Here is a 17336-nt window from a genome sequence, read left to right as displayed (position 1 = left end):
CGGAGGCTTGCGCGCGGCCTTCGGCGGTGGTGCAGTCCGCCCATGAGTGAGACCACCCTCGATGTGCAGGGGCTGACCTGCCCGCTGCCCGTGCTGAAGGCCAACAAGGTGCTGCGTGGCCTGCCGCCCGGCGCCAGGCTGACCGTGCTGGCGACCGATCCCGCGAGCGTGAAGGATTTTCAGGCCTATAGCCGGGAGACCGGCCATGCGCTGGTCTCCTTCAGCGAGGTGGCGGGGCTGTACCGCTTCACCTTGCGGCGGCGGGAGGACCCAGCCGGAGAGAAACCGGCCAAATGAGCGTCCTGCTGGTCTCGCACCACGCCTGCCTCGGGCATTCCAACGGCCCGGACCATCCGGAATGCCCGGACCGGCTGCGCGCGGTGCTGGCCGCCCTGGAAGCGGAGGAGTTCGCCCATCTGCTGCGCGAGGAGGCGCCGCGCGCCAGCCTGGAGCAGCTCTGCCGCGTGCATCCGGAGGCCTATGTGCGCGGCCTCCTCGACATCCGCCCCGCCGAGGGCGAATGGGTGCCGCTGGACGGCGATACCGGCATGGCCGCCGGCAGCGCCGAGGCCGCGTTGCGCGCCGCCGGGGCGGGGGTGGCGGCGGTGGATGCCGTCTGCCGGGGCGAGGTGCGGCGCGCCTTCTGCGCCGTGCGCCCGCCCGGCCACCATGCCGAGCCGCGGCGGCCGATGGGCTTCTGCCTCTTCGCCAATGCCGCGGTGGCGGCCCGCCACGCCCAGGCCGCGCATGGCATCGGGCGCGTGGCCATCCTCGACTTCGACGTGCACCACGGCAACGGCACCCAGGCCGTGGTGGAGCGCGACCCCGGCATCCTCTTTGCCTCGACGCACCAGTCGCCCTGCTACCCCGGCACAGGGGAGGCCACGGAGCGTGGCGTCGGCAATGTGTTCAATGCCCCGCTGCCGCCGGGCGCCACGGGCGAGGCGTTCCGCGCCGCCTGGGCGGAGCGCCTGCTGCCGGCGGTGCAGGATTTCGCTCCTGGCCTGATTGTGATCTCGGCCGGCTTCGACGCCCATGCGCGCGATCCGCTGGCGCAGCTCCGCCTGCGCGAGCCGGATTTCGAATGGATCACGGCGGAAATCTGCCGCCTCGCGGAGCGCGCCTGCGGCGGCCGGGTCGTCTCCACGCTGGAAGGCGGCTATGATCTGGACGCGCTGGCGGCTTCCGCCGCCAGCCATGTGCGCGCGCTGATGCACGCCTGACCTGCCGATACCCTGCTCCGAGGTTCCTGCGCCATGCCCGAGACGCCCCCCCAGACGGACGTCGCTTCCCTGTCCTTCGAGGCCGCCCTGGCGGAGCTGGATGCCATCGTTCGCAAGCTGGAAGGCGGCCAGGCGAAGCTGGAAGAGGCGATCGCCGACTATGAGCGCGGCGCCGCGCTGCGCCGCCACTGCGAGGCCAAGCTGGCCGAGGCGGAGGGCAAGGTGCAGGCGATCGTCGCCGGTCCGTCCGGCGGGCCGGAGGGCGCCACGCTGCGGGACCTGACCTGACCATGTCGGAACTCCAGGCCTCCCCGCTCGCCACGGCGCTCGGCGCCGCCGTGACCGAGATCGAGCACGCGCTCGACACCCTGCTGCCGGCCGAGGAAGGGCCGGAGGCGCGGCTCTATGCCGCCATGCGCCATGCCGCGCTCGGCGGCGGCAAGCGGATGCGCGGCTTCCTGGTGCTGGAGGGGGCGGCGCAGTTCGGCGTCTCCCGCACCTCGGCGCTGCGGGTCGCCGCCGCCATCGAGATGCTGCACGCCTATTCTCTGGTGCATGACGACCTGCCGGCGATGGACAATGACGACCTGCGCCGCGGCAAGCCCACGGTGCACAAGGCCTTCGACGAGGCCACCGCGATCCTCGCCGGCGACGCGTTGCAGGCGCAGGCCTTCGCTGTGCTGGCGCATGAGGACACGCATTCCGATCCCGCCGTGCGGGCGGAACTGTGCCTGCGCCTGGCCCAGGCCGCCGGCCCGCGCGGCATGTGCGGCGGCCAGATGCTGGACATGCTGGCCGAGGAGGGCGCCGAGGCCCCGAGCGAGGCCGCCATCGGCCGGCTGCAGCTGCTCAAGACCGGCAAGCTGATCGAGTTCTCGGCCGAGGCGGGGGCCGTCCTCGGCAAGGCGCCGGGGCAGCAGCGCCATGCCCTCTGCGCCTATGGCCGCGAACTGGGTGCCGCCTTCCAGATCGCCGACGACATCCTCGACGCCACCGCCAGCGCCGCCGAGACCGGCAAGCGCACCGGCAAGGACGCCGAGGCCGGCAAGGCGACCCTGGTGGGGCTGCTCGGCCTTGATCGCGCAAAGGTGCAGGCCGAAAGGCTGGCGGAGCAGGCTGCGGCGCATCTCGACAGTTTCGGTGAGCGCGCCGATCTGCTGCGAATGCTGGCCGCCTATACCATTGCCCGGAGGTCCTGATGGCGAATCCCTCGAATCCCGCCCGGCTGCCTCCCAACCAGCCGCCGGCGACCCCGCTGCTGGACCGGGTGCGCGTCCCGGCCGACCTGAAGAACTTCTCGGCCGAGCAGCTCCGCCAGATCGCCGATGAGCTGCGCGCGGAGACCATCCATGCGGTCAGCCAGACCGGCGGCCATCTCGGCGCCTCGCTCGGCGTGGTGGAGCTGACGGTCGCCATCCATGCCGTCTTCGACACGCCGAAGGACCGGCTGCTCTGGGATGTCGGCCACCAGGCCTATCCGCACAAGATCCTGACCGGCCGGCGCGACCGCATCCGCACCCTGCGCCAGGGCGGCGGCCTCTCCGGCTTCACCCGCCGCAGCGAGAGTGAATACGACCCCTTCGGCGCCGCGCATTCCTCCACCTCCATCTCGGCCGGGCTGGGCATGGCGGTGGCGCGCGACCTGAAGCGCCAGGGTGGTTTTCGCGACGACCGCAACGTCATCGCGGTGATCGGCGACGGCGCGATGAGCGCCGGCATGGCCTATGAGGCGATGAACAACGCCGGCGCCATGAAATCCCGCCTGATCGTGGTGCTGAACGACAACGACATGTCCATCGCGCCGCCGGTCGGCGCCATGTCGGCCTATCTGTCGCGGCTGATCTCCTCGCGGCCCTTCCTCTCGCTGCGCGAGGTGATGGCCAAGGTGGCCCGCCGCTTCCCGGCGCCGCTGGAGCGCGCCGCCCGCCGCGCCGACGAGTTCGCCCGCGGCATGCTGACCGGCGGCACGCTCTTCGAGGAGCTGGGCTTCTACTATGTCGGCCCGATCGACGGGCACAACATGGACCACCTGCTGCCGCTGCTGCGCAACCTGCGCGACGCGGAGGAGGGGGCGCCCATCCTGCTGCACGTCGTCACCCGCAAGGGCAAGGGCTATGCCCCCGCCGAGGCGAGCGCCGACAAGTACCACGCCGTCAGCAAGTTCAACGTCGTCACCGGCACCCAGGCCAAGGCGCCGCCGGGACCGCCGACCTATACCAAGGTCTTCGCCCAGTCGCTGATCGCCGAGGCGGAGCAGGACGACCGCATCGTCGCCGTCACCGCCGCCATGCCCTCGGGCACGGGGCTGGACGCCTTCGGCAAGCGCTTCCCGAAGCGCACCTTCGATGTCGGCATCGCCGAGCAGCACGCCGTCACCTTCGCCGCCGGCATGGCGACCGAGGGGATGAAGCCCTTCGTGGCGATCTACTCGACCTTCCTGCAGCGCGCCTATGACCAGGTGGTGCATGACGTGGCGCTGCAGAAGCTGCCCGTCCGCTTCGCGCTGGACCGCGCCGGGCTGGTCGGCGCCGACGGCGCCACCCATGCCGGCGCCTATGACATCGCCTATCTCGGCTGCCTGCCGGACATGGTGCTGATGGCCTCGGCCGACGAGGTGGAGCTGGCGCACATGGTGGCCACCGCCGCCGCGCATGACGCCGGGCCGATCGCCCTCCGCTTCCCGCGCGGTGAGGGCTTCGGGCTGGAAGCCGTGCCGGCGCGCGGCACGGTGTTGCCGATCGGCCAGGGCCGCGTGATCAGGGAAGGTACCAAGATCGCGCTCCTCAGCTATGGCGCACGGCTGCAGGAATGCCTGAAGGCGGCCGAGGAACTGAGTGCGCGCGGCCTCTCCTGCACTGTGGCCGATGCCCGCTTCGCCAAGCCGCTGGACACCCCTCTCGTCGAGCGGCTGGCGCGCGAGCACGAGGTGCTGATCACCATCGAGGAAGGCTCGGTCTGCGGCTTCGGCGCCCTGGTCATGCAGCATCTGGCCTGGAAGGGTGCCTTCGACGCCGGGCTGAAGTTCCGGCCGATGACCCTGCCGGATGCCTTCATCGACCACGACAGCCCGAAGGCCCAGTACGAGGCCGCCGGCCTTTCGGCGCGCTCCATCGTGGCGGCGGCGGTGGCGGCGCTGGGCGACGCGGCCAGCGCGCAGCCGGCCCGCGCGTGAGCGCCAGGGGGCGCTGCCCCCTGGAACCCCGGCCGGGGGGATAGTATCCCCCCGGACCCCGCCTTTCGTGGGGCGCGGTCCTGGATCGAGAGACATGCCCAAGCAGCGTGCGGATGTGGCCCTGGTCGAGCGGGGCCTGGTGGAGTCGCGGGCCAAGGCCCAGGCCCTGATCATGGCCGGCAAGGTGTTCTCGGACACCCGGCGGGTGGAGAAGGCCGGCCAGCCGGTGGCGGAGGACACGCCGCTGGAGGTGAAGGGGCAGGAGCACCCCTGGGTCAGCCGCGGCGGCATGAAGCTCGCCCATGCCCTGGCCCATTTCGGCCTCTCGCCCGAGGGGCGCGTCGCCGTCGATGTCGGCGCCTCCACCGGCGGCTTCACGGATGTGCTGCTGCAGCACGGGGCCGCGAAGGTCTACGCGGTGGATGTCGGGCACGGGCAGCTCGCCTGGAAGCTGCGCAGCGACCCGCGCGTCGCGGTGCTGGAGCGGACCAATGCCCGCCGCCTGGATGCCGGGTTGATCCCGGAGGCGCCGGGGGTGGTGGTCTGCGATGCCAGCTTCATCGGGCTGGCCACCGTGCTGCCGGCGGCGCTGGGGCTGGCCGCGCCCGATGCCTGGGCGGTGGCGCTGATCAAGCCGCAGTTCGAGGCGGGGCCGGAGAAGGTGGGGAAGGGCGGGGTGGTGCGCGACCCGGCGGTGCATGACGAAGTCTGCGAGCGGGTTCGCGACTGGTGGGGAACCTTGCCCGGCTGGACGGTGCTGGGGATCGAACCCAGCCCAATCCTCGGGCCGGAGGGCAACCGGGAATTCCTGATTGCCGCCCGGCGCGAGGGCTGAGGGGCTAAGCCGGGCGCGGCACCGCCAGTTTCGTGGCGCCGGCGATCTCCTGCAGCAACGACCAGACGCGGTGCGGGTCCATCTGCACCTCGGGGTCGTTCAGCAGCCGATCAAGCTCCAGCAGCTTGGCTTCCATTTCACGCTCGGACATGGGCGCTCTCGTGTGCGGCACGGTGGTTGTAAGAACCATGCAACGCAGCATGACCTAAAAAGTGGCAGCAGAACGACGAAACTTTACGATTGGGCCTCAGAAACCTTCACTTTATATTTATATCTGGATTTCAGCCTGGTAGTTCGCTGTTTAGGAGAATGAGAGGATGGCGGGCTGCAGCGCGGACAGCTTTGCCGCCGGATGCGCCTGGTTGCGGAAGCGCAGCTCTCCCTGCTCCGCCGCGTCCGGCGGGGCCATGCCGAACATCTCCATCCGCGTGGCGCAGGCGACGGCGGTGATGCGGGCCGCCTTGGTCGTGGTGAAGAAGCGCCGCACGGCGCCCTCCACCTCCAGCGTCTCGCGCAGGCTGCGCCACTCGGGGCGCTCCACATCCTCCAGGAACACCGAGACGATGCCGGCGCGGGTGCCGGAAAGCCGGCTTTCGGCGGCAGCTTCCAGCCGGCGGACGATGGCGCCGGCCACCGCATTCTCCCGCCCCGCCCGGGCCGCCATGACGAAGACGCTGCCCCCCGCAGGGTCGGCCGTCACCGCCAGTTGCGCATCGGGGCCGAACTGGTTGCGCAGCCGCTCCGGCAGGCCCTGTCCGGCGGCCTGGGCGCCGGCCAGCATCAAGGGATCGAGCTTCAGCACGGCAGCGGCGCTGGCATCCTGCCGCTTGCGGTCGGCCAGCATGGCGCTGATCCGCTGCTGGAGTTCGGCGAGCTGCTCCGGTCCCTGGATGCCCTCGGGCAGCGTCATCTTCAGCAGGTAGCGGCCGGGATGGGCGGCGAGCCAGGTCTGCAGGTCGGGATTGATGCCATCCATCAGCCGGCACCAGTCGCCTCGCGGCACCTGCCGGCCTTCCTCCGCCGAGAGCGTCTCACAGACCAGCTCCGCCTGCACGCCCTCCCGCTCCAGCAGCAGGTCATAGGGCGTGTTCTCGGTCAGGCCGGTGAAGCGGACGGTGAAGCCGCGCTCGCGCTGGCGCGCGGCCTCGCGCAGCAGGTGAAAGAGAGGGATCAGGGTGGCCTCGCCGGTCAGACCCTGCAGCAGGCGCTCCCGCAGCCGGGTGCGCGGCTCCTGGGGAAGGGTATCGGCCAGGGCCACCGCCTCGCGGGCCAGCGCCAGGACGAGGCGCTCGGCACGGCCGAGGCGCGGCGCCTGCCGCTGGCCCGCGAGGCGCGCCAGGATCAGTTCCAGCGCGTGCCGCTGCTGGGTGGCGCGGCCGCGCCAGGATTGCGAGGTCGCCCGGACGGCCAGATCGGCCATGCGGCGCTGCCAGGATGCTTCTCCCGCAAGGGCGAGAAAGCCGCGGCAGGCGTCAGGAGTGTCATCGACAGCGCGAAGCATGGGGAATCCTCCGCCAAACGGACCGTCCCGCTATCCAGACCGGTTTCGGAGGGGTCAAGTCGATGCACGAATTTTACTCAGCAGGCCGCTTCACGGTCAGTTGCGCGGCAGGCGGGGGCGCTCCGGCGCATCGGGGTTCTGGGCCCGGTGGCGCAGCAGGTGGTCGGCCAGCACGCAGGCCAGCATGGCCTCGCCCACCGGCACGGCCCGGATGCCGACGCAGGGATCATGCCGGCCCTTGGTCAGCACTTCCACCTCCTGGCCGAAGCGGTCCACCGAGCGGCGCGGCGTCAGGATGGAGGAGGTGGGCTTCACCGCGAAGCGCGCCACGACGGGCTGGCCGGTGGAGATGCCGCCCAGAACGCCGCCGGCATGGTTGGAGAGGAATTCCACCTCGCCGTCCGGCCGCATCCGCATCTCGTCGGCATTGCCTTCCCCGTCCAGGGCGGCGCTCGCGAAGCCCTCGCCGATCTCCACGCCCTTGACGGCATTGATGCTCATCAGCGCGGCGGCGAGGTCGGCGTCCAGCTTGCCGTAGAGCGGCGCGCCGAGGCCGACCGGCACGCCCTCCGCCACCAGCTCGATGACGGCGCCGAGGGAGGAGCCCGCCTTGCGGGTGGCGGCCAGCTTCTCCTCCCAGAGCGGCACGGCGCCGGGGTCGGGGCAGAAGAAGGGGTTGCGCTCCACCTCGGCCCAGTCGAAGCGGCTGCGCGCGATGCCGAGCGGCCCCATGGCGACCATGGCGCCGCGGATGGTGACGCCGGCGCCCAGCACCTTGCGGGCGATGGCGCCGGCGGCGACGCGCACCGCCGTCTCCCGCGCACTGGAGCGGCCGCCGCCGCGGTAGTCGCGCAGGCCGTATTTCAGGTGATAGGCCAGGTCGGCATGACCGGGGCGGAAGCGGTCCTTGATCTCGCCGTAGTCCTTGCTGCGCTGGTCCTGGTTCTCGATCAGCAGGGAGATCGGCGTGCCGGTGGTGATGCCCTCGAAGACGCCGGAGAGAATACGGACCTGGTCCGGCTCCTGCCGCTGGGTGACGAACTTGGACTGGCCGGGCCGCCGGCGGTCCAGGAAAGGCTGGATGTCGGCCTCGCTGAGGGGGATGCCGGGCGGGCAGCCATCCACCACGCCGCCGATCGCCGGCCCGTGGCTTTCGCCCCAGGAGGTGACGCGGAACAGGTGGCCGAAGCTGTTATGGGACATGGAAGAGGGCACCGGCGGCAACGATCATGGCCGGTGGTTATGCGGAACCGCGCCGCGAACGCCAAGAGGCTATCCCCCTGATGGCGGGGTCCGGGGTGACACGGTCACCCCGGCGGAGGGGGTTCGGGGGAGAGGCGGCGCCTCCCCCGAGGGCTCAGGCGCCGGACTGCGGCGTCTTGCGGCGCCCGCCGGCGGGGAAGACATCCACCGGCCCGCCCAGGGTCTGCGCCAGCTCGTTCGTCTCGCCCGGCTGCACTTCCCCCGGCTGGATCGGCTGACGGATGGTGCCGCTGGCGGTTTCCTGCTGCTCGGCATCGCCGAGATGCGACTTGCGGATGGTGCCGCTGTCGTCCGGGTTCATCGCGTCGCGGTTCTGCTTGTCGTCGTCGGCCATCTGAGCCTCCTTCCGGACCGCTCCTGCCCTCAGGAGCGGCTGGTGGAATCGTGGGTGTGGTGGCTGTCCCGCTCGCCGCCGCCGCCGGAGGTTCGGCTCTCGCGGCTATTGGTCGGCGAACCGGGCGTCGGCCCTTCCGTCGAGCCGCCGCCCTTATGGCCAGTGGGGGCGGACTTGCTCGGATCCTGGCGGTTCTGATGGCTGCTGCCGGGACCGCCGTGGCGCTGGGTGTCGGAATTATGCTCGGGCATTGGTGCCTTCTCCTTCGCCGCCGGTCAGCGGTCCTGCTGGTAGCCCTCGTTCCGCGTATTCTGGGCGATATCGCCGCTGCGGCCCTGGTTCTGCGGGATGTTGTTCATCGGCTTGGCATGCTGCTCGGTCTTGTCGGACGCAGCCTCGGTGCTCCCGCCCGGACCCTTGGGCCGGTTCTCGGGGGGCACGGGCGGCATGTGCGCCTTGCTCATAACTTTCTCCTCGATCCGTAGGATGGGGTGCGGCGCCTCAGCGAGCGTTCTTCGCCGCGGCTTCCGCGCGCTCGGCGCGGTCGTCCTGCTCGGCCTCGGTCGCAGCCTGGGTGGCGGACTGGGGTGAAGCGCCCTCGTCGCGCCGCTCCGCCGCGGCGGCGTCGCCCTCGGCGCCGCTGGAGGCGGGGGCCGTGCGCGCACCGGCGGTGGGTGTCGGCCCATGCGCAGCCGGCGGCAGCGGCGGTTGCTCGTGCTGGCTCATGCGCGCCTCCCCTGACGCGGCCCCGATTGGCCGCGTGGGAGAGGAACGGCGAGGGAGGGGGGGAGGTTGCCGCGCCGCGCGGATGACGCGGCGCGGAAGTGGCCTCAGACGGTGGTGATGTCCGGCGCGTCCGGCGCCTTCATGCCGACGATGTGGTAGCCGCTGTCCACATGCAGCACCTCGCCGGTGACGCCGGAGCCGAGATCGGAGAGCAGGAACACGCCGGCGCCGCCGACATCCTCGATGGTGGTGTTGCGCTTCATCGGCGCGTTGTACTGGTTCCACTTCAGGATGTAGCGGAAGTCGCCGATGCCGCTGGCGGCGAGCGTCTTGATCGGGCCGGCGCTGATCGCGTTGACCCGGATGTTCTCCGCGCCGACATCGGCCGCCATGTAGCGCACCGAAGCCTCCAGCGCCGCCTTGGCGACGCCCATGACGTTGTAGTGCGGCATCACCCGCTCGGCGCCGAGATAGGAGAGGGTGAGCAGGCTGCCACCTTCCGGCATCAGCGCCACCGCCCGGCGGCTGACCGAGGCGAAGGAGAAGCAGGAGATGTCCATCGCCTGCAGGAAGGCCTCGCGCGGCGTGTCCATGTAGCGGCCGCGGAGATACTGCTTGTCGGCATAGGCGATGGCGTGGACCAGAAAGTCCAGCCTGCCCCAGCGTCCCTCCAGCGCGGCGAAGACGGCGTCGATGCTGGCCTCGTCGGCGACGTCGCAGGGCAGCACCAGGTCGCTGCCGACGCTGGCGGCCAGCGGGCGGACGCGCTTCTCCAGCGCCTCGCCCTGGTAGGTGAAGGCCAGTTCGGCGCCCTGGGCGGCGACGGCGCGGGCAATGCCCCAGGCGATCGACTTGTCGTTGGCCACGCCCATGATCAGGCCGCGCTTGCCGGCCATCAGCGTGCCGGTTGCAGAGGTCGCGTGCGGGGCGTCAGCTTCCATCGTGAGGCAGGACCGTCTTCGTCAGGGGTGGCGGGGCTGGGGAGATCCCCGTTGCAAGGGTCAGGCGGTGGTGGCACACCGCCTTCGCCTGGGCAAGGGGGAGCCGTATGTCCGCGCCTGATGCATCCACTGATCCGTTCACCCTGTTCCGCGCCTGGCTGGCCGAGGCCGAGGCGAGCGAGCCCAATGACCCCAACGCCATGTGCCTGGCCACCACCACGGCCGATGGCTTCCCTTCCGCCCGCATGGTGCTGCTGAAGGGGCTGGATTCGCGCGGCTTCGTGTTCTTCACCAACCGCGAGAGCCGCAAGGGCGGGGAACTGCTGGCCAACCCGCGCGCGGCGCTGCTGTTCCACTGGAAGTCGCTGCGCCGGCAGGTGCGGGTGGAGGGTGCGGTGGAAGCCGTGACCGAGGCGGAGTCTGACGCCTACTACGCCACGCGCCCGCGCCTTTCGCGCCTCGGCGCCTGGGCCTCGCAGCAGTCCCGCCCGCTCGCCGGCCGCACCGAGCTGGAGGCGGCGCTGAACGCGGCGGAGGCGCGCTTCCCCGGCGAGGACATCCCGCGCCCGCCCTACTGGGGCGGCTTCCGCGTGCTGCCGGCGCATTTCGAATTCTGGCAGGACATGCCCTTCCGCCTGCATGACCGGCGGCTGTTCCACGCGCAGCCCGGCGGTGGCTGGCGCACTGAGACGCTTTTCCCGTGAGCATCCCGGCAGGGCAGCAGGAGGCCGCCACCCTGCTGTCCCGCCTGACGGGCGATGCGGCGCCGGTGGAGACGCATATCTCCGCCGTCTTCGTCGGCCCGGACCGGGTGTTCAAGCTGAAGAAGGCGGTGGCGCTTGGCTTCCTGGACTTCACCCGGCTGGAGGACCGCGAGCGCTACTGCCGCCGCGAACTGGCGCTGAACGCGCCGGCGGCGCCGGACCTCTACCGCGCCGTGCACCCCCTGACGCGCAGCCCGGACGGCACGCTGCGCCTTGGTGGGAACGGGGCGGCGGAGGAATGGGCGGTGGAGATGGCGCCGCTCCCGCCGGGGGATTTCCTCGACGCGGTCGCAGCGCGCGGGGCGCTGGGCCCGGCGCTGCAGGACGCCTTGGCCGACGCGGTGGCGGCGCAGCACGCCAGCCTGCCGCCGGTGGCCGGCTGGGACGCCAACGGCGCGCTGCGGGACGTCATCACCGGCGCGGCGGCGGCGGCGCATGAGGCCGGGCTGCCGCCGGCGCGCAGCGATGCCTGGGCCGCGATGGCGCTGGCGCGGCTCGATGCCCTGGCCCCCGCTCTGGCGGCGCGTGCCGAGGCCGGCTTCGTCCGCCGCTGCCATGGTGACCTGCATCTCGGCAATCTGGTGCTCTGGCGGGGCCGCCCTGTGCCCTTCGACGCGCTGGAATTCGACGAGGCGCTGGCAACCGTCGACACGGGCTATGACCTGGCCTTCCTGCTCGCGGACCTCGACCTGAATGTCGGCCGGCCGGCGGCCAACCGGGTGCTGAACCGCTATGTGGCGCGGTGTGACGATGCCGGGCTGGTGGTGGGGCTGCCGCTCTGGCTCTCGCTGCGGAGCCTGATCCGCGCGCATGTGCTGCAGCGCGTCGGGCGTGACGGCCTGCCCTGGCTGGCCGCCGCCGAGGCGGCCCTGCGCCCGCCCCCCCCGCGGGTGGTCGCGGTGGGCGGGCTGCCGGGCAGCGGCAAGTCCTTCTGGGCGCGGCGCTGGGCGCCCGGCCTGGGTGCCGCCCCCGGCGCGCTGGTCCTGCGCAGCGACGAGATCCGCAAGCGCCAGCATGGCGTGGCGCCGGAAGTTCGCCTGCCCGCCAAGGCCTATTCCGCCGCCGCCAGCGAGGCCGCCTATGCCGCCCTCTTCGCCGGGGCCGAAGCCGCCGCCCGCGCCGACCACTGCGTGATCGCCGATGCCGCCTTCCTGGAGCCGGCGCAACGGGCGGGAATCGCCGCCGCCGCGGCGCGGGCCGGCGTGCCCTTCCAGGGCATCTGGCTGGAGGCGCCGATGCCGCTGCTGCGCGAGCGGATCGCCGCCAGGCGTGGCGACGCCTCGGATGCCGACCTTGCCGTGCTGGAACAGGCGGCGCGGCTGGACCCGGGGCCGCTGGACTGGCGGCGGCTGGACGTGACCGCCGCGATGCCGAACGAGATTTAACGAGCCGCCGGCCGGGCCGAGGCTCTAGCCTGCGGGCCGAGGCCGGGCGGGCAGGACAAAGGGGAACATCTTGAGCTTGGCCGTGTTACACTGCCCGGCGCCCCGGACCGGAGCGCCGGACTGAGAGAGGAGACCGAGCCATGGCCTACCGCCGGCTGTTGCTGCCGCTGACTGGAACCGCCGCCGGCGAGGCGGCGCTGCACACCGCCCTGATGGTGGCCCGCACCTGGAACGCCCATGTGCATTGCCTGCACGTGCGGGTGGACGCCCGCGACGTGGCGCCCTTGGCCGGCGAGGGTCTCTCGGGCGCCATGATCGAGGAGATGATGGCCGCCACCGAGCGCGAGAGCGGCGAGCGCGCCAACCGCGTGCGCAGCCTGTTCGAGCGCTTCGTGCAGGGCCGCGACGTTACCATCGCCCTCTCCGCCGAGACGGCCGCGAAGACGGAGGGGCCGACCCTCTCCTTCGAATCGATCGCCGGGCGGGAGGAGGACATCGTCGCGCAGCAGTCGCGCCTCTACGACATGGCCGTGGTGCCGCACCCCGAGGCGGGTGAGGACGTCTCCTCCTCCGACGCGCTGCATGCCGTGCTGTTCGATTCCGGCCGGCCGGTGCTGATCGCCCCGCGCGAGGTGCCGGAAACCATCGGTACCCGCGTCTGCTGCGCCTGGAACGGCACGGCGGAGAGTGCGGCGGCGGTGGCGGCGGCGCTGCCCTGGCTGCACCATGCCGAGGCCGTGCGCATCCTGCACAGCGAGGACTACCAGCGGCGCGGCCCGAGCGCCGAGGGGCTGCAGGCCTATCTGCGCTGGCACGGCGTCACCGCCGAGGCGGTGCCCTTCAAGCCGCAGACGCGCGAGGTGGGTGCCGGGCTGCTCGGTGCGGCGCGCGACTTCAACGCCGACCTGCTCTGCATGGGCGCCTACAGCCATTCCCGCCTGCGCCAGCTCATCCTGGGGGGCGTCACGCGGCACGTGCTGGAGAATGCGGAGCTGCCCGTCCTGATGTGCCGGTGAAGGCGAGCGGCCGGCGGTCCCCGCGCCTACTGGGACGCGGAGAGACCGCCGACCGTGATTCCTTCTGCGGCGGTACTGCGCGGCACCGCCTGCGGCAGGGCCGGGCTGCCCGCCCGGAGGACGCACAGGGCCGCATCATGCGGAGCGCCTGATCCTCATTGGGCGCGCCGGACGGGTGCGGCCTGCAAGCCGCCATGCTCCGCGGCCTGATCTCTGCCCGTCCGCAGGTCCGTAGCAGCCCCCACGCATCCCTTCCAGGCAACCCTTGTGTGTCTGGCCGCGGAACATGGCAGGATCCTGGCCGGGCTGGCCGCCGTAGAGTACCGGCTTCGGTTCGAGCGGATGCAGGGACTGGGCTGCCAGCCACCCGAGCCCGGGATCGGCTGGAATGCTGCGCCACCTGGCGCCGCTCCGATGCCGCCAAAGGCGAGGTGGGATCGTCTGGGGCAACTCCTGCGGCAATGTCTTGCCAGGCGGCTACACCGCCCCGATCGGCGGCTCCCACACCGCCCAGGCCGCGCCCGCGAAAATCTTCCTTCCCTTGCCCTCCGCGAGGCCCAGAACATGGGGAAGGCGCTCAAGCTCTGACGGGCCGGGATGTACTGTACTCAACTTCCGTTCTTCTGTTCTTTTCGTGTGAGACTTCTGCATGAGTTTGAAACTTCGCTGCCGGATTCACGCCAGAACACCCGATCCGCAACGATGAAAACCCGTTGCCGCTGATGACGGTTTGCGTCATGAATCCGGTCACGGTTTCGAGAAGGTGGCATATGCCAAGCGGTGCGGTCGGATATGGCGGGCGAACTCAACTTCGCCGTTATGGCCGCGTCTCCAGCCGGACCCTGTACGGAAACCACGCCGAGCCGGGCGATTCCAGCAGACTGCCGGTTTCGCGCGAACTGGCGCGCGGCAGGTTCGCCATGTCACCAAAGCAGATTGGGAATAACTCATGAGCCTTGATCTTGCCTCTGATGCTGGCGGACCCGGGTCGCAGGCAGTGAAAGCTGCCATTCTGACGATCGCGACCGAGAGGGACGGCCTCAAAGCTCTCGAAGACGCGCTGAAGGGGCCGCTCGCGGCGCCTTTCGAGCAGGCCATCGAACTCCTTCGGGCGGTGCGCGGGCGCGTCATCATCAGCGGCATGGGGAAGTCGGGCCATGTGGGGCGAAAGATTGCCGCCACCATGGCCTCGACCGGCACGCCGGCCCAGTTCGTGCATCCGGGTGAGGCGAGCCACGGCGACCTGGGCATGATCCAGAGCGGCGACGCGGTGATCGCGCTCTCCTGGTCGGGCGAGACGCCGGAGCTGAACGACCTGGTGGCGCATACGCGGCGCTTCAGCATTCCGCTGATCGCCATGACCTCGAAGCTTGACAGCGCTCTCGGATCGGCCGCCGACACCACGTTCGCCCTGCCGCGCATGGCCGAGGCCTGCCCGAACGGGCTGGCCCCCACCACCTCGACGACAATGCTGCTCGCCCTGGGCGATGCGCTCGCCGTGGCGCTCCTGCAGGCGCGCGGCTTCACGGCTTCCGACTTCAAGGTCTTCCATCCCGGCGGGAAGCTCGGTGCGCAGTTGAAGCGGGTCAGCGACATCGCCCGCAAGCTGGCCGAAGTGCCGCATGTCGGGCCGGAGGAGTCCGTGGGCGACGCGCTGGTCAGCATGAGCCGCTTCGGGCTCGGCTATGTTCTCGTGGTCCACCCCGCCGGTGATCTGGCGGGCATCGTCACGGATGGCGACATCCGCCGCCACATGGCGCCGGAGCTTGTCACGAGGACGGTCTCCGAGATCATGACCGCCCGGCCGACCACCCTGCGCGCGGACCTGCTGGCGGGCGAGGGCCTCAGCATTCTGAACCGCCTGAAGATCACGGCAGCCCCGGTGGTGGCGGGCGAGGTGCTCATCGGCGGGATCCACCTGAACGACTTCATCAACAACGGCGTTGTGTGAGCGTGAAGCCCATGAAGATCCTCGGGTATATTCCTGCTCGCCTCGGCAGCGTCCGGGTGCAGGCCAAGAATCTGCGGTACCTGAACGGGCGCCCACTGATTTCCTATGCCATCGAGACCACGAAACGTTCGAAGGAGATCGAACGCGTCGTCGTCAACACCGAGAGCCCCGAGATCGCCGCGGTGGCGGCGGAATACGGCATGGACGCCTATATGCGCCCCGCCGAGCTCGCCACCTCCGCCGCCTCGACCGACGACATCATCTTCGACTTCATCTCAAAGAATGAGTGCGACGCGGTCGCGGTGATCAACCCGACCGCGCCCTTCCTGAAGGCGCAGACCATCGACGCCGCCGTCCGGAAGTTCATGGCCGAGAAGCCAACCGCACTGTTCACCGCCAACACGGTCAGGAAGCACACCTTCCTCAATGGCCGGTGGATCAACTTCGATGCCACCAGGAAGAGCCCGCGGACGCAGGATCTCGAGCCGCTCACGATCATCAACTTCATCGTCGCGATCTTCGACGCGCACTATGCGCGGCAGGCCTATCTCGAGAAGGGAAGCTTCCTCTACAACGGCCGCGTAGGCTTCATGGAGACGCCGGAGGCCGAGAGCTTCGACATCGACTACGACTACGAGTTTCAACTCGCCGAGGCCCTGATGCGGCAAGCCGAGAGCCCCGATCAGCCCCGCTTCCACACCGCGGTGGTGGCCGGCAAGGACTACAGGACCTGACTTCCGGCCGCGCGGCAACGGAGCCGCGCGATACCGGAAGGGCGGCTCCCCACTGCAAGTTCGTGACCGGCAGGTCAGAGGCATCGATGGATCCGATCAACATCTGCGGCTTTGTCGCCACCGGTAAGTCGGCGGTGGTGGAATATTTCAAGGGAGTCCCCGGCGCCCTGCTCTGGCCGGGGACCGAAGGCCCGATCAACCGCTTCCCAGGCGGCTTCCATTACCTGTGGCGCCAGGCTGCCGAGCACGGAGTGCTGTCCGAGGAGGATGTCCGGCGGGCCCGCGGCCTGTTCACCGGCACGTTGCCGATGGACGAGGATCCGTTGTGGAAGCAATACCCGCGCGACACGCGACTGTGGCTGAACACGGGCTTTCGTGACCTCCAGAAGATGTGCCACGGGCGGTTGGAGCCTGCCGTCGAGCGCATCTTGGCCGAACTCGGCCAGCTCTCGCGCGCGGAGCCGGCAGGGCGCGCACAGCTTCTGCTCTCGCTGCTGAGTGCCCTCAGGCTGGCGTATCAGCGGATCGAAAAAGTTGCCCTGGCGGAGACTTCGTCGCGCTTCACGCTCTGGAACAACCTCTTCCACCCCTTCGACTTCCACCAGCGGAGCCTGTTCGGGAGGATGAACACGGTGGTTGTCGAGCGCGACATCCTCGACCAGTTCGCGGACGCCGAGAAAGATCCGGACTACATCAACGATCCGAACCCCGCGCGGAAGTTCTGCTTCGTGCACCAGCGTTTCCGCAGCCAGTTCCTTGCACGCGGCGGCTATGGGCCGGAGGATGTCGGAAAGATCTGGGACAAAGGCTTCCTTTGGCGGGAGATGGAGAACGGCAAGCTCATCTACCTGTCCTTCGAGAGCTTCGTCCTTCGGCCGGAGGTGCGGGCCGAGATCTGTGCGCTGCTCGGGATCGACGCGGGTGCCGTGGAGCAGAGGGTGGCCAGCAAGCAGGGCACGCTGTTCAATCCGGCCGTTTCCGCCGGCAATATCGGCAAGTACCGCCAGCGGAGTGATCTGGAGGCCCGCCTGCGGGAGATCGAAGCCGCGCTCCCGGCCTATGTGCGGCGCTGATGGCGCTTCCTCGCCGGCCCATGCCCGGCTGACGGTCTTTCCGGGCGAGGGCGGTGATCTCGAGCGGGCCATGGCGGTGCCGCATGACCGCAGGCGCCCTGCATCCGCCAGCAGTGCAGGGAATGGCGCCTGAGAGCAGGCGGAAGCCGTGGCGCCGGCCGCTGATCCGCCGCGACCGGGTGCCGCAGACCGTTGCTAGAGCAGATCCCGTTCTGATGGCATCATCGGGACGGGCGAAGATGCTCGTCAAAACAAACGGCTGGAGCATTTTCCATGAGCCAGGGCGAACGGAAAATGCTCTAGGCGGTGGTGACGATTTCCTGATCTGAGGGATTCCGCTGCTGAGCGGGGCGTGATTCAAGGCTGGCTTTTGGAGGCTGGCCTGGATGAGCGCGGACCCGGATGCGTTGCGCGATGA

20 protein-coding genes are annotated in these 17336 nt (G+C 70.4%); 12 read left to right on the top strand and 8 right to left on the bottom strand.

The window, feature by feature from the left end:
- Positions 1–42: 42 nt before the first annotated feature.
- From QMO56_RS12985 to QMO56_RS12960, 6 genes are all read left to right on the top strand, one after another.
- Positions 43–297, top strand: a complete 255-nt coding sequence (locus QMO56_RS12985) for a sulfurtransferase TusA family protein (RefSeq protein ID WP_283526317.1) — start codon at positions 43–45, stop codon at positions 295–297.
- On the top strand, positions 294–1223 hold the full coding sequence (locus QMO56_RS12980; protein ID WP_283526315.1) for a histone deacetylase family protein: 930 nt from the start codon (positions 294–296) through the stop codon (positions 1221–1223). The genes QMO56_RS12985 and QMO56_RS12980 overlap by 4 nt, the downstream gene beginning before the upstream one ends.
- Positions 1224–1256: 33 nt before the next feature.
- Positions 1257–1511 carry an exodeoxyribonuclease VII small subunit gene (locus tag QMO56_RS12975; protein ID WP_283526313.1) on the top strand — a complete coding sequence of 85 codons (255 nt, stop codon included), beginning with the start codon at positions 1257–1259 and terminating at the stop codon, positions 1509–1511.
- A gap of 2 nt (positions 1512–1513) precedes the next feature.
- Complete coding sequence (locus tag QMO56_RS12970) at positions 1514–2422, top strand: polyprenyl synthetase family protein (protein WP_283526311.1); 909 nt, start codon at positions 1514–1516, stop codon at positions 2420–2422.
- The gene (dxs, locus tag QMO56_RS12965; protein ID WP_283526309.1) at positions 2422–4395 is read left to right on the top strand and encodes a 1-deoxy-D-xylulose-5-phosphate synthase; all 1974 of its coding nucleotides are present in this window, start codon (positions 2422–2424) and stop codon (positions 4393–4395) included. Before QMO56_RS12970 ends, dxs begins: the two co-directional genes overlap by 1 nt.
- 94 nt (positions 4396–4489) lie before the next feature.
- Positions 4490–5230 (top strand): TlyA family RNA methyltransferase, encoded by a 741-nt coding sequence (locus QMO56_RS12960; protein WP_283526307.1) that lies wholly within the window; start codon positions 4490–4492, stop codon positions 5228–5230.
- A gap of 4 nt (positions 5231–5234) precedes the next feature.
- Here the strand turns inward: QMO56_RS12960 and QMO56_RS12955 are convergent, their stop codons facing one another.
- The 8 genes from QMO56_RS12955 to fabI all read right to left on the bottom strand — a co-directional run bounded on the left by QMO56_RS12955 (position 5235) and on the right by fabI (position 9995).
- The gene (locus QMO56_RS12955; RefSeq protein ID WP_283526305.1) at positions 5235–5381 is read right to left on the bottom strand and encodes a peptide chain release factor 1; all 147 of its coding nucleotides are present in this window, start codon (positions 5379–5381) and stop codon (positions 5235–5237) included.
- A gap of 150 nt (positions 5382–5531) precedes the next feature.
- Positions 5532–6731, bottom strand: a complete 1200-nt coding sequence (locus QMO56_RS12950; RefSeq protein ID WP_283526304.1) for a hypothetical protein — start codon at positions 6729–6731, stop codon at positions 5532–5534.
- A 96-nt stretch (positions 6732–6827) separates the two neighbouring features.
- Positions 6828–7934 carry a chorismate synthase gene (gene aroC / locus QMO56_RS12945; RefSeq protein WP_283526303.1) on the bottom strand — a complete coding sequence of 369 codons (1107 nt, stop codon included), beginning with the start codon at positions 7932–7934 and terminating at the stop codon, positions 6828–6830.
- 154 nt (positions 7935–8088) lie between these two features.
- The gene (locus QMO56_RS12940; RefSeq protein ID WP_283526302.1) at positions 8089–8328 is read right to left on the bottom strand and encodes a hypothetical protein; all 240 of its coding nucleotides are present in this window, start codon (positions 8326–8328) and stop codon (positions 8089–8091) included.
- A 29-nt stretch (positions 8329–8357) separates the two neighbouring features.
- Complete coding sequence (locus QMO56_RS12935) at positions 8358–8579, bottom strand: hypothetical protein (RefSeq protein ID WP_283526301.1); 222 nt, start codon at positions 8577–8579, stop codon at positions 8358–8360.
- Positions 8580–8603: 24 nt separating this feature from the next.
- On the bottom strand, positions 8604–8792 hold the full coding sequence (locus tag QMO56_RS12930) for a hypothetical protein (protein WP_283526299.1): 189 nt from the start codon (positions 8790–8792) through the stop codon (positions 8604–8606).
- 37 nt (positions 8793–8829) lie between these two features.
- Complete coding sequence (locus QMO56_RS12925; RefSeq protein WP_283526297.1) at positions 8830–9054, bottom strand: hypothetical protein; 225 nt, start codon at positions 9052–9054, stop codon at positions 8830–8832.
- A 104-nt stretch (positions 9055–9158) separates the two neighbouring features.
- On the bottom strand, positions 9159–9995 hold the full coding sequence (gene fabI / locus QMO56_RS12920; RefSeq protein ID WP_283526295.1) for an enoyl-ACP reductase FabI: 837 nt from the start codon (positions 9993–9995) through the stop codon (positions 9159–9161).
- Between the two features lie 107 nt (positions 9996–10102).
- Between fabI and pdxH the strand changes: the two genes are divergently transcribed.
- From pdxH to QMO56_RS12890, 6 genes are all read left to right on the top strand, one after another.
- A complete protein-coding gene (pdxH, locus tag QMO56_RS12915; protein ID WP_283526294.1) occupies positions 10103–10699 on the top strand; it encodes a pyridoxamine 5'-phosphate oxidase in 597 nt (198 codons plus the stop codon).
- A complete protein-coding gene (locus tag QMO56_RS12910) occupies positions 10696–12144 on the top strand; it encodes an AAA family ATPase (RefSeq protein WP_283526292.1) in 1449 nt (482 codons plus the stop codon). The genes pdxH and QMO56_RS12910 overlap by 4 nt, the downstream gene beginning before the upstream one ends.
- 140 nt (positions 12145–12284) lie before the next feature.
- The gene (locus tag QMO56_RS12905; protein WP_283526290.1) at positions 12285–13160 is read left to right on the top strand and encodes a universal stress protein; all 876 of its coding nucleotides are present in this window, start codon (positions 12285–12287) and stop codon (positions 13158–13160) included.
- Between the two features lie 997 nt (positions 13161–14157).
- Positions 14158–15111, top strand: a complete 954-nt coding sequence (locus QMO56_RS12900) for an SIS domain-containing protein (RefSeq protein WP_283526288.1) — start codon at positions 14158–14160, stop codon at positions 15109–15111.
- An 11-nt stretch (positions 15112–15122) separates the two neighbouring features.
- On the top strand, positions 15123–15845 hold the full coding sequence (locus QMO56_RS12895; RefSeq protein WP_283526286.1) for a cytidylyltransferase domain-containing protein: 723 nt from the start codon (positions 15123–15125) through the stop codon (positions 15843–15845).
- An 86-nt stretch (positions 15846–15931) separates the two neighbouring features.
- Positions 15932–16918 (top strand): hypothetical protein, encoded by a 987-nt coding sequence (locus QMO56_RS12890; protein WP_283526284.1) that lies wholly within the window; start codon positions 15932–15934, stop codon positions 16916–16918.
- Positions 16919–17336 lie beyond the last annotated feature (418 nt).

Origin of the sequence: Roseomonas sp. E05 (genome assembly GCF_030063475.1) — a bacterium.
Lineage (GTDB): Bacteria > Pseudomonadota > Alphaproteobacteria > Acetobacterales > Acetobacteraceae > Pseudoroseomonas.
This window is presented reverse-complemented; position numbering and strand designations above follow the sequence as displayed.

Excerpts from the sequence above, each read along its gene's own strand:
- QMO56_RS12930 (WP_283526299.1), bottom strand. The coding sequence starts at position 8,792 with ATGAGCAAGGCGCACATGCCGCCCGTGCCCCCCGAGAACCGGCCCAAG.
- aroC (WP_283526303.1), bottom strand. The coding sequence starts at position 7,934 with ATGTCCCATAACAGCTTCGGCCACCTGTTCCGCGTCACCTCCTGGGGC.
- QMO56_RS12935 (WP_283526301.1), bottom strand. The coding sequence starts at position 8,579 with ATGCCCGAGCATAATTCCGACACCCAGCGCCACGGCGGTCCCGGCAGC.
- QMO56_RS12955 (WP_283526305.1), bottom strand. The coding sequence starts at position 5,381 with ATGTCCGAGCGTGAAATGGAAGCCAAGCTGCTGGAGCTTGATCGGCTG.
- dxs (WP_283526309.1), top strand. The coding sequence starts at position 2,422 with ATGGCGAATCCCTCGAATCCCGCCCGGCTGCCTCCCAACCAGCCGCCG.
- QMO56_RS12890 (WP_283526284.1), top strand. The coding sequence starts at position 15,932 with ATGGATCCGATCAACATCTGCGGCTTTGTCGCCACCGGTAAGTCGGCG.
- QMO56_RS12980 (WP_283526315.1), top strand. The coding sequence starts at position 294 with ATGAGCGTCCTGCTGGTCTCGCACCACGCCTGCCTCGGGCATTCCAAC.
- QMO56_RS12970 (WP_283526311.1), top strand. The coding sequence starts at position 1,514 with ATGTCGGAACTCCAGGCCTCCCCGCTCGCCACGGCGCTCGGCGCCGCC.
- QMO56_RS12950 (WP_283526304.1), bottom strand. The coding sequence starts at position 6,731 with ATGCTTCGCGCTGTCGATGACACTCCTGACGCCTGCCGCGGCTTTCTC.
- QMO56_RS12985 (WP_283526317.1), top strand. The coding sequence starts at position 43 with ATGAGTGAGACCACCCTCGATGTGCAGGGGCTGACCTGCCCGCTGCCC.
- QMO56_RS12895 (WP_283526286.1), top strand. The coding sequence starts at position 15,123 with ATGAAGATCCTCGGGTATATTCCTGCTCGCCTCGGCAGCGTCCGGGTG.
- QMO56_RS12925 (WP_283526297.1), bottom strand. The coding sequence starts at position 9,054 with ATGAGCCAGCACGAGCAACCGCCGCTGCCGCCGGCTGCGCATGGGCCG.
- fabI (WP_283526295.1), bottom strand. The coding sequence starts at position 9,995 with ATGGAAGCTGACGCCCCGCACGCGACCTCTGCAACCGGCACGCTGATG.
- QMO56_RS12960 (WP_283526307.1), top strand. The coding sequence starts at position 4,490 with ATGCCCAAGCAGCGTGCGGATGTGGCCCTGGTCGAGCGGGGCCTGGTG.
- QMO56_RS12940 (WP_283526302.1), bottom strand. The coding sequence starts at position 8,328 with ATGGCCGACGACGACAAGCAGAACCGCGACGCGATGAACCCGGACGAC.
- QMO56_RS12905 (WP_283526290.1), top strand. The coding sequence starts at position 12,285 with ATGGCCTACCGCCGGCTGTTGCTGCCGCTGACTGGAACCGCCGCCGGC.
- pdxH (WP_283526294.1), top strand. The coding sequence starts at position 10,103 with ATGTCCGCGCCTGATGCATCCACTGATCCGTTCACCCTGTTCCGCGCC.
- QMO56_RS12975 (WP_283526313.1), top strand. The coding sequence starts at position 1,257 with ATGCCCGAGACGCCCCCCCAGACGGACGTCGCTTCCCTGTCCTTCGAG.